This window comes from Nostoc sp. LPT (genome assembly GCF_017115165.1).
Classification (GTDB): domain Bacteria; phylum Cyanobacteriota; class Cyanobacteriia; order Cyanobacteriales; family Nostocaceae; genus Nostoc.
Genome location: NZ_JABXKF010000063.1, coordinates 70,253 through 79,023, shown reverse-complemented (window position 1 = coordinate 79,023; position 8,771 = coordinate 70,253). Strand labels below are relative to the sequence as shown.

General features: G+C 43.6%; 4 protein-coding genes. All 4 read right to left on the bottom strand.

What is annotated here, in order from left to right; translation table 11 throughout:
* Positions 1-287: 287 nt before the first annotated feature.
* A complete protein-coding gene (locus HWQ58_RS14660; protein WP_292863562.1) occupies positions 288-4,190 on the bottom strand; it encodes a filamentous hemagglutinin N-terminal domain-containing protein in 3,903 nt (1,300 codons plus the stop codon).
* Between the two features lie 200 nt (positions 4,191-4,390).
* Positions 4,391-5,893 carry an HlyD family efflux transporter periplasmic adaptor subunit gene (locus tag HWQ58_RS14655; protein ID WP_292863559.1) on the bottom strand — a complete coding sequence of 501 codons (1,503 nt, stop codon included), beginning with the start codon at positions 5,891-5,893 and terminating at the stop codon, positions 4,391-4,393.
* Positions 5,894-5,932: 39 nt separating this feature from the next.
* The gene (locus HWQ58_RS14650; RefSeq protein WP_292863557.1) at positions 5,933-8,152 is read right to left on the bottom strand and encodes a peptidase domain-containing ABC transporter; all 2,220 of its coding nucleotides are present in this window, start codon (positions 8,150-8,152) and stop codon (positions 5,933-5,935) included.
* Between the two features lie 147 nt (positions 8,153-8,299).
* Positions 8,300-8,689, bottom strand: a complete 390-nt coding sequence (locus HWQ58_RS14645) for a hypothetical protein (RefSeq protein WP_292863555.1) — start codon at positions 8,687-8,689, stop codon at positions 8,300-8,302.
* Positions 8,690-8,771: the final 82 nt, after the last annotated feature.

Sequence of the window (8,771 nt, the reverse complement as noted above, 5' to 3'; positions counted from 1 at the left end):
ACGACGGGCTACGCCTACGCAAGAATTGAACTGATACAAAGCGTAGACGCTGCATGGGTGAGGGAGTCGCAGTCTTCTCCCTTGGCGTTAGCCTCTCCCTTTGGGAGAAGGAAAGACAGCTAGTAGGGGCGGGTTTCCCGACTTGAGGAGCCACTGCGTTGCGTATTTTCCCCCCGTTGTTCGCGCAGCGTCTCCCCTTGGGAGAAGCAAGTGGCGTGCGACACTGATTTGTTTTTATGACTCTTGGGTTTCATCGGAATTCTTCCCCCAACTCTTGGAGTAACGAATCATTGACTACAGGATATGGCAGAGGGAATAGAAGAACTTTGCACAGATTGAGCCACAAGCATAACATTACCCTTACCATCAACGATCCATCCTTGAGCCTCCACAATCGGATCGGTAGATTTGGTCATAGATGCAGTAGATAATTTATCCGTGACTCTCTGTGTTGCTTGTGCGGGCAAATCTACCCAACCAGTAATCACTGCTCGTCCCCGCAACGGCTCGTTAGGACTTTGGGGTAATCCACCGCGTCCTGTAGCGATAAAACGACTAGCATTTTGTCCTCTTCTAGGAGTGCAACCTTGGGCAATTTGTTGGGATGCATCCACAAGGTTAGAGGGTAGTTCAATTAAGCCGCGACTGGGGTCAGTATCTGGACTGTTGATGGTTACTTCGCCACTCACCCCCAATTCCGAACTCGCTGTAATGTCACTGTTTTCGGTTGGGCTTTTTTGCCGGAGAATACCGAAAATACCGTTTGTTGTAATGTCAACTCTACCACCAATCCCTGTAAAGGCGTTAGCGCTGATATCGCTATTTTCTTTGGGAACTGCAACGATAAATCTTGAGTTGATATTGATGTTACCGCCATCACCAGCTAATTTTTCTGTACCTGCGTTGGTGGAGATTTTAGCACCATGACGAAGTAAAAGTAAGTCGCTATTGACGTTGATGTTACCACCGTTACCAGATGCAGATTCAGCGTTGAGTTTACCTTGGTTGTCTAAAGTAATTTTGGGTGAGTTGATTTCGATGTCGCCTGTGATTCCTGAACCAGTGGAACTGACAAATAAGCCGCTGTTAGCACCGATATTTGCTACCTCGTCAGGAAAGTTAGTAATGCTATCGCTGTAAGTAGGGTCAATACCACTAATTATTACCTGATCATCAGCGTTGACAGTTATTTTACCTGCACGTCCATTGCTTGAGGTAGTACTGGTGAGTTGTCCACCATTGAGTGCTTCAAAGAGATTTGCATTTACCGTAATATCGCCACCCTTTTGATTATTTCTAGTGCTTGCATCTAGGAAAGCGCCGTTCGAGATCCGAAAGATATTGCTGTTTACGGTGATATCACCACCAATGCCAGTGGAAGTAGAATCAGTATATGTAAATAAACCACTAAAATTAGAAACAGTTACCGCATCTTTTACATTGATGCGAATATTCCCCGCATTCCCCTGTCCATAAGTTAAGGCTTCAAGTTGAGCGCTATCTCGTAACGAAAATGAACCAGAATCGATGGTAATGTTACCCCCATTGCCAACTGTTCCTGTGTCTACAAAGCTGTAAATCCCACTTCTAAAACCGTTTTTCTGCCCAGCAATATTAACAGCACCTGTTACCTTAACATTGACATTGCCTGCATTCCCTCTTCCTGCTGGTTGGGTATCAAATGCACCCCTAGTATAGGTTAGCAGGCTAGCACCATCAGTGAGTGACAGGGTTGCTGCATTGATGTCGATATTACCACCCTTACCCACACCTCCCGCTTCCACCGTGCTGAAGATATAAGCATTACCTGCAAGGTCAACAGCATTTTTTGCACTCACTGTTACATTCTCCGCATTCCCCACTCCTAAAGTTGAGGCAATAAGTACAGCGCCATCACTTAGAGAGAAGTCACCAGAATCAATGGTAATGTTACCCCCATTGCCAACTGTTCCTGTGGATACCAAGCTAGAAATCCCACTAGTAAAACCGTTTTTCTCTCCAGCAATATCAACAGCACCTGTTACCTTAATATTGACATTGCCTGCATCCCCTCTTCCTGCTGGTTGGCTATCAAATGCACCATTAGTAAAGGTTAGAAGGCTAGCACCATTAGTGAGTGACAGGGTTGCTGCATTGATGTCGATATTGCCACCCTTACCCACACCTCCGGCTGCCACCGTGCTGAAGATGTAAGCATTAGCAAGGTCAACAGCATTTTTTGCACTCACTGTTACATTCCCCGCATTCCCCACTCCTAAAGTTGAGGTAGAAAGTACAGCGCCATCACTTAGAGAAAAGTCACCGGAATCGATGGTAATATTACCCCCATTGCCCACTGCTCCTGTGTCTACAAAGCTGTAAATCCCACTTCTAATACTGTTTTTCTCTCCAGCAATATCAACAGCACCTGTTACCTTAACATTGATATTGCCTGCATCTCCTCTTCCTGCTGCTTGGGTATCAGTTCCAGTACGAATGGAGGTTTGCAGTGAAGCGCCATCTCGTAGTGACAGTGTTGCTGCATTGATGTTGATATTGCCACCCTTACCTACACCTTCGGTTCCCACCTGGCTTTCGATGCTAGCATTACCTGTAAGGTAAACAGCATTTTTTGCACTCACTGTCACATTCCCCGCATTTCCCTGTCCAAAAGTTGAGGCAGAAAGTGCAGCGCCATCACTTAGAGACAAGTCACCAGAATCAATGGTAATGTTACCCCCATTGCTAACTGTTCTTGTGCTCACAAAGCTGTAAATACCACTTGGAAGACCGTTTTGAACATCGTTTTTCTTCCCAGCAATATTAATAGCACCTGTTACTTTAACATTGACATTCCCTCCATCCCCTCTTCCTGCTGGAATGTTTAGGCTATAAAATACACTACTAGTAGAGGTTATCAGTTGAGCGCCATCAGTGAGTGACAGTGTTGTAGCATTGATGTCGATATTACCACCCTTACCCACACCTCCAGCTCCCACTTGGCTACTGATGCTAGCATTACCTGCAAGGTCAACGGCATTTTTTGCACCCACTGTCACATTCCCCGCATTCCCCTGTCCAAAAATTGAGGCAGAAAGTTGAGCGCCATCACTTAGAGAGAAGTCACCAGAATCGATGGTAATGTTGCCTCCTTTACCTTTTGCTCCTTCTTCTACTAAATTGCGAATCCCGCTATCAGAACCAGCAACTTTGATTTCTCCGGTAGCATTTAGCGTAATATCCCCTGCAACAGTCTCAGGTGTCCCCAAACCTTCAGCGATACCAGCAGAAAGGGGACTTCCGCCTAATATCTTTACATTTCGGGCATTGATAGCAATATTACCGCCACCAGCCCCTTGCACAAACACACCTGCTTGATTGGTAAGCGATACATCTGCACGAGTCACATTCAGAGGAAATTTCAAGCTGAGATTGTCCCCATTCAAAACAAGATTGACATTTCCAGGCGCCGCTAACCCCCCTAATTCAACTCTCCCACCAGAAGCAATTAATTTCCCACCATCCATGCTGACATTACCGCCCACTAGCAGCAAACTTTTACCATCTCCTACTCGTAAACCAAATGCATTCAAACCTGCGGGATCTATTCCTGCTGGTGCGACTGAGTTGTTTTGAATCGGTGCAGCAGCAATTTGATTGAATAGTAAAGCTGAAGGATTAACTGTTAGTAATGAGGAAGGAGTCTGAGGATTAGTTGCACTAAATTCTAACCCATTGCCAAACACAAAAGAATTCGCCGTACTTCCGACAAAGGAACCCGCTACATCTAGTCGTGCATTCTTCCCAAATAAAATGCCATTGGGATTGATCAAAAATAAATTTGCACCGCCGTTCACCCCCAAAGTACCAAGAATATTCGAGATATTACTTCCCGTCACCCGTGTGAGAATATTGGAGATTCCCGTGGGATTGGCAAAATAAACTCGCTGGGATTCTCCGACATTGAATTCACGAAAACTATGGAACAGGTTAGCACCGCGAATTGTTCCACCATCAATGCGGTCAGCAGCACTACCTTTAATATTGACATTGGGAGTGATTCTTGAAGAGTTATTACCCAATGTTCCATCAGGGGTAATCTGGGCTAAGGCGTGATTTTCACCACCAAATATGACATGAGCAAGCACTCCAATAATACTAAACACTCCTAATAAATTTGAGTGCAAATTTTTATCTCCATAGATTGCCATGTCACAACCAGCCTCGTTTGCTCATTTCATACCTGTGAATATGCAATTCCCTTAAGCCACGGCTTTGAGCCACATCTTCAAAGGTTTTCAGCTAGTCGTCCCGATCAATTTTTCTACAATTAATTTCATCAAATATTTTAACTAGATGAAAGCAAAATTTTTAAAACTTAAACTTAGGTAAGATATACCAAAATAAAAAGTTAAAAATCACTAATCAACCTCGCTTTACGGAGAAAGAATTGCAGCACAGTTTCTTCACGGGAAATAATATCAACCCTACCCTCCATGCCCAATTGAATGTGACACTGGTTTTTCCCTTTACCTAAAACCAAAGTTTCTGGTTCAATTGTGACTTCATAGAAAGCAGCTGATGCAGTAGCTTTTAGGCTAGTAGTGCCATTCATCGATGCATTTGTGCCATTCTTTTGAGGAGCGATCGCATCTGGAGAAATCGTCTGCACTTGACCATTCAGAGTACCATAATCTGGATAGGGGCAAGCGCTGACCCGCATTTGGACTTTTTGACCAATTTTTAACTTACTTTGATCATCAGATGCTACTGCTGCCTTCAAAATTTGAGGCGCATCAGTGGGGACAATTTGCAATACTTCCTCGCCAGCACGTACAGTTTGACCTGGGTTTCGCAGATTGAGTTGGGAAATGATACCATCGGCGGTAGCTGCGATCGCAGTTTGAGCTAAATCTATTTTGGCTTGTTTGAGTTCGCTAGTATCACGTTCTAACTGCTTTTCAATTTCAATCTGTTGGTTAACTAGGGTTTGGCGTTCTTTTTCTAATGTTGCTTTGTTACTTTCCCCTCCGGCTTTTTCTTGAGCGATTCGCTCAGTAGCAACAGTTACTTCTGTATTACTTGGATTTACGGCAACTTGGGCGCGTTGTCTTCTCGCAATCACAGCAGATACTGCTTGTTGTAACCGTTCTATTGTCTGTTTTTGCGCCTCTACTGCTGCTGCTTGCGCCTTTACCGCTTGCTCTTGCTGTCTGGCAGCTAATTGTGCTTCTTCCAATTGATCCTGAGATAGCGCCCCTTGGTTGGCTACACTCTCATATCGCTTCTGTTTTGACTGGGCTACACCCAAGGCAGCTTCAGTAGCATGGAGATTCGCTTGTGCTGTTTTTAACTGTGCTTCCCCAGCCAGCAATTCTTTCTCAGCAATTTTGACGTTGGCATCAGCTTCTTGGAGTTCGGAAACAGTGGTAAGATTTTTATCTTGATATTCCCGACGGCGACCGCTCAATTCGGCTTGGGCGCCAGTAATAATCCGGTTGATGCGGTCAGTTTCGGCTCGAATCTGGCTGTTGAGGGAACTAATCTGGGCATTGATTTGCACTAGTTGTAACTTAGATTGTTGAATACTAGTTTGCAATTGACTCTTTTTGGTTTGCAGACGGGAGTCATCGATAGTTGCGATCGCATCTCCTTTTTTGATAAGTTGATTTTCTTTGACATAAATGTGCATCACCTGGCCTTCAGTCGCCGCTTGCACAATTCGCAATTCACCCGCCGGACGCACAACCGCCTGTGCTTGGACTGTAACCTTATACTTACAAATTGCAGCAAGTGGCACAGCTAATCCGAGAACGCAGAGAATAAACATTCCACCCCATGTTGTCCAACGAGTAATTGGTGGGAGAAATTCGTTTGTTTGAATTGGGGGGAGAAAATTTGTGTTGCTAACCATGATGTCATACCAATTACGAATTACGAATTACGAATTATCTTAATTAATAATCGCAGTCTTACCATTATGATGAGCCGGGGAAGATATCAGCGCCAACCCATTATGAGAGGGGAAAATATCATCTAAGAAATCTAAATGTTCGCCAGGTAAAGAGCGCAATTCTTCTGGTGTACCTTGGATTTTTAAGCGTCCTTGTTCTAAAAATACAATTAAATCTGCCCTTTGTATCACCTTGGGACGGTGACTAATTAAAATAGTCGTTTGATTGTGACGATAGGATAAAAGTCTATCTAGTACTTGTCTTTCGCTTACTGGGTCGAGTGCGCCTGTGGATTCATCTAAAATTAAGATCGGTGGCTGAGTAACTATGGCTCTGGCTATGGCTAATCTTTGGCGTTGTCCACCAGAAAGATTTGCCCCAAATTCTCCTAAAACAGTTTGATATTTATCAGGTAGTTTGCTAATAAATTCATCTGCACCTGCAATTTGACAAGCTTTAACAATTTCTTCAAAACTAATATGGGGATAGCTAAACTGGAAGTTATCAATAATAGAACGACTCCAAAAGTGGGGTTCTTGGGGAACTAATACCACTTGTTGCCGCAAACATTCTAAGGAGAGGTCTTGCTGATTATAAAAACCATAACGAATATTGCCAGACTCGACTTTATATAAGCCAGTCATCAATTTTGCCAGGGTACTTTTACCACAGCCAGATTTGCCAATTAAAGCAATGACTTTACCGCCAGGAATAGTTAAGGAAAAATCTTGTAGGAGGTCAACTCTACCTGCGTGATGAAAGTTAAGTTCAGTGCAAGTAATATCTGCATTTCCAGGAATTTGTGCCCAAGGCTTTTTAAAATCATTTTCGGATTCTGGAGTAGCGTCAATAACTTCTGTCATGCGTTGCAGGACTATCTGGGCTGTGATAAACTCATCTACTAAGCCGATGGCAGCACCTAAGAAGCCGAGAAAGTTGCCACTCATGCCGTTATATGCCATTAATTGACCGATTGTTAAGGTGCGATTAATGACTAAATAGCTACCTATCCAAAGGATGCCAATACTAATGAAGGTGGAAAGAATGCCAGTAACTGTACTGCTATACAGTCCCAGTTTCATCATACTCCAGCCCAAATTGGCGAGGCGACCATAATTCCCTTGGTATTCTGACCAAGCTTGGGGAGTGGCTTGGGTAGTTTTTAATACTTGGATGCCGCGAAATGTTTCTACCAGAAAGCCTTGGTTTTCTGTACCTGAAACAATTAAATTTCGGGTTTTCTGCCGCATCGCAGGTAAGAAAAGCAGGTTAACACCCGTGACAACCATAAATGCAACTATGGAAGCTAGAGTTAGTTCCCAACTGTAAAAGAGCATAAAACCCAAGGAAATTACAGCAATAAAGAATTGACTAGGTAATCCGAGGACAATTTGGGAAACTAAATTATTGATGGCTTTGACATCGGCAATGCGGCTGACAACTTCCCCACTGCGTCGTCCTTCAAAGTAGGAAAGGGGTAAATGTAAAAGTTTGCGTCCGTATTCTAGAATTAGTCCTAATTGCAATCTTTGACCGAAGTGACCGATAAGGTGAGATTGGACTAAACTAATGGCGCTTCTAATTAAGTTCATGGCGATAACGCCAATGGCGACGGTGGTTAGTAGTTGGGTATCGCCTCGTACTAAGACATCATCGGTGAGTAATTGCATCATAAAGGGAGATGCCAAAGAAAGCAGTCCAATGGCGATGTTAATGGCGATCGCTTGAGCGAGAATAGAGCGATAAGGCCAAACCCGTTGCAGATATCTTCCCAGTCCGCCAATTTTATCTGATTCTTGTTGATAAAAACGACTGTCGTCTGGAGTCAGCAATAACATTACGCCATTACCCCAACCCGCCATTAACTCTTGACGGGTAAGATGACGAATACCAACACCAGGGTCAGCGATGATGTATTTTTTGCCTTTTTGTCCGTATAATACGACCCAGTGGTAGCCTTTCCAGTGGATAATCGCTGGTAAGGGAGCTTGATCTAATTGGTCGATTAGTTGGGGACTGGCTTTAACTTGGCGAGCGTTGAATCCCAGTACTTCTGCACCCCGCTTTAATCCCAGCAAGGATGTTCCTCTGGAACCTGTGCCTACGGCTTCCCGGACGCGATTGAGGGTAAATGTGCGTCCGTGGTGTTTGGCAATGGTGGCTAAGGACGCTGCACCACAGTCTTCTTCGCTGTGTTGAAGGACTATTTGGTATTTCATCTTCTGGTGTGATGATTGGCGAGAAAATACAATCGGATCTTGTGACCCGACTGTATTGAGTGTTTAATTTTTCCATTCAGATTTTTGAGTAGTTGGCTCTTTGATCTGAACCGAGACAGGACAATATAACCTGGGAAATTCAAATCATTAAATTGGCAAGGGGAGCGAGAAAACGCCAATGGTGCTTAGAGGTTTAGCAGCAAGTACAGTATCTCCTTGCAGAGTAAAACTTACTGTGTCTGTTGCACCCAGTTGCTGTGATAATGCTGGTTTAAATTGGGTTATTGAAGAATTATATAAAATATATTCTCCATTATAATTACCGCTTTGTCCAGGTTGTAAAACTTGCTGTTGTGGCACTACGCTCTGTCCAAAATTATAAAAACCTCTCGTGCTACCTGAATTGTTGATAACTGTAAAACCTCCCATAATTTCAGAGGCTTCATCGTAGCTTAATTCAGATAATAAATTGCCATCCTGGTCATCAAAACTGATAGAAAAAGAATCTTTTCCTGCTTTAGAAGTTGTTTGTAGCATGATGCAAATCTCCTAACAATACTTCAATGTTAATTAGATGATGCAGAGATAATTAGGTAACTTTTAAGAAATTGCATATTTG

Coding starts and splice junctions, on each gene's coding strand:
- HWQ58_RS14660 (WP_292863562.1), bottom strand. CDS start 4,190: ATGGCAATCTATGGAGATAAAAATTTGCACTCAAATTTATTAGGAGTG.
- HWQ58_RS14655 (WP_292863559.1), bottom strand. CDS start 5,893: ATGGTTAGCAACACAAATTTTCTCCCCCCAATTCAAACAAACGAATTT.
- HWQ58_RS14650 (WP_292863557.1), bottom strand. CDS start 8,152: ATGAAATACCAAATAGTCCTTCAACACAGCGAAGAAGACTGTGGTGCA.
- HWQ58_RS14645 (WP_292863555.1), bottom strand. CDS start 8,689: ATGCTACAAACAACTTCTAAAGCAGGAAAAGATTCTTTTTCTATCAGT.